Annotated in this window: 3 protein-coding genes; 2 read left to right on the top strand and 1 reads right to left on the bottom strand. The window is 45.2% G+C overall.

From position 1 onward, the window contains the following. Positions 1-348 (top strand): element excision factor XisH family protein (locus tag ACYTXL_RS19345; protein ID WP_461926159.1); only part of this gene is annotated, 348 nt, incomplete at its 5' end. After that, positions 336-671 carry a XisI protein gene (locus ACYTXL_RS19340; protein WP_335108837.1) on the top strand — a complete coding sequence of 112 codons (336 nt, stop codon included), beginning with the start codon at positions 336-338 and terminating at the stop codon, positions 669-671. The genes ACYTXL_RS19345 and ACYTXL_RS19340, both read left to right, overlap by 13 nt. A gap of 529 nt (positions 672-1,200) precedes the next feature. On the opposite strand, the gene ACYTXL_RS19335 is transcribed toward ACYTXL_RS19340, so the two are convergent. Further along, a complete protein-coding gene (locus ACYTXL_RS19335) occupies positions 1,201-1,842 on the bottom strand; it encodes a type I restriction endonuclease subunit R (RefSeq protein WP_461926158.1) in 642 nt (213 codons plus the stop codon). Between the last annotated feature and the right edge of the window lie 214 nt (positions 1,843-2,056).

Raw genomic sequence — 2,056 nt, 5'->3', positions numbered from 1 at the left:
GACCCCTTACTTTTATCCTACGGCGGTCGAGAACTCTATGTCGATCTGGGGATAGAAAAAAGAGCGATCGCCGCGCAAAAGGACGATCAGAAAATAGCCGTTGAGATTAAGAGCTTTTTAAAACCTTCTCCAGTCCGCGATCTAGAAGAAGCAGTAGGGCAATATGGTGTCTATCAAAGTATTCTGACAGAAATCGCACCAGAACGAATACTCTACTTAGCCGTTCCCAGACGCTCCTATGAGACTATTTTTACAGAAAAACTAGGACAGCTAATCATAAAACGTTTGCAAATTAAACTCTTGGTATTTGATGAGGAACAAGTAAGGATTGTGCAATGGATACCTTAGAACGCTATCGCCACATAGTCCGCCAGTTAATTGATGAGATTGCGTTGTATAAGCCTTCTCACGGTCAGATTGAGACCGAAGCAATTATCGACCCTCAAAGAGATCGTTATGAACTGCTGCACGTAGGCTGGGATGGGCAACGTCGGGTACATGGTTCGGTGGTACATATTGATATCATCCAAGGAAAAATCTGGATTCAACATGATGGTACTAATCGTCCTGTAGCTGAGGAGTTGTTAGAAGCAGGAGTTCCTAGAGAGGACATTATCTTGGGCTTTCATCCTCCTCAAGTCCGTCAGTATACTGATTTTGGCGTGGCATAAATGAAACTGAATTCAGATTACTCTTGGTCGCACAAACACTTAGGAGATATCTTAATTACTGAAAAACTTTGTCTATCTTAGAGGCGATAGCGAAGCGCTGCCGCCAAAGGCAGATCGCGCTTTTCATCGCCAAACCAATTTACAGGCGATCGCACTGCAATCCCTTCACACAATTTTACAATATTGCTGTACAGCAGCTAATTGAAAATAAAACATCTGTGTAATTAATTCTGCTTTAACTGAGGAGGTCAATTGGTTTACTCAATCTTTGTCTATGGAAGATGGGCGATCGCACTTTGTTTGAGAATTGTGGATGTTGGGTTTGCTTACGTCAACCCAACCTATGACGAGAGGCGATCGCATTGAGCGCCGCCTTCATCGCTGAATGCCTGACCCTGTGCGGTGACATTTGACTGCATAGGGAAGGAATGATATCAATTGTGATATCAATGCCCCACAAAGAGCGATGGCGTAACCCCCCGCCAAGAGCAATCGCTTCACCATCTGGACGGGACTTTCCTGAGTGAGCTTATGACGCAGCAGAGATTACCTGACCAATCCGCTTGAGAATTTGCAAAACACTGTACAGTTCTCTGGCGGATGCAAACGGGGCGAAGACCCTTGACAGGTCGTACTGTGGCGTATTTGTTTGCGTCACTTTCACAAATAAAATATCGTCGCCATTCGTCACCATACCGAACACAGGTTTATTGGGGTTGGGGTTAGCCATCAGGTAAGCCAGGGCTTGCGGTACAGCTGACCAAACCGAAAGCGTGGTTTTTTTTGACTCTAACACCATGACCCAGAACTGATCTTGCAGCACTAAAACGTCAATCCGTCCGAGCAGTATCTCCTCGCCATCATTCAGCACTAGTTCCACGGATGATTCAGCCTTAATCCGAAAAGGAGGATGGTAAAACCCGGAGAGTGCAAGAATTGGTGACACCACCAACAATATGACTGTCCCTTCTAGTAAATCAGCGACAGCACGATGATACAGATATCTACGCCGCAGGACATCCACAGAAGCTTTTTCCGCTTCTGTAATTTCAGGTAATCCCTCATACCACTCTGGGAAAAACTGCTCATCTTCAACGCGGACGAAACCGAATCGATTTTCTGCATCCAATAGAGTGGTAATCGCTTCTGTAATTGCTGCCGTCTGTGTCATTGCTTCTAGGTAACAGTTGCCTTGCTCTTTTATTGCATCTCTCTCCCATCTTTATTATCGTCAATTGGCGCGATCGCTCAGAAACTAGTAGATACTGATGTACATATATATAGAGTGAGAGTAAGCAACTCTTTCTCTGAAGCCACTGAGCTTTAGCCCAGATCGAGCATACCAAACAAGGACATTTGTCCTTGCAAGTGGCAGGTCATCCCCG

The organism is Nostoc sp., assembly GCF_054880495.1.
Note: the sequence above shows the minus strand (reverse complement) of the source record. Positions and strands in the feature narration are given on the sequence as shown.

Bases quoted from the DNA above. Each gene is read 5' to 3' on its own strand.
- ACYTXL_RS19335 (WP_461926158.1), bottom strand. From the start codon at position 1,842: ATGACACAGACGGCAGCAATTACAGAAGCGATTACCACTCTATTGGAT.
- ACYTXL_RS19340 (WP_335108837.1), top strand. From the start codon at position 336: ATGGATACCTTAGAACGCTATCGCCACATAGTCCGCCAGTTAATTGAT.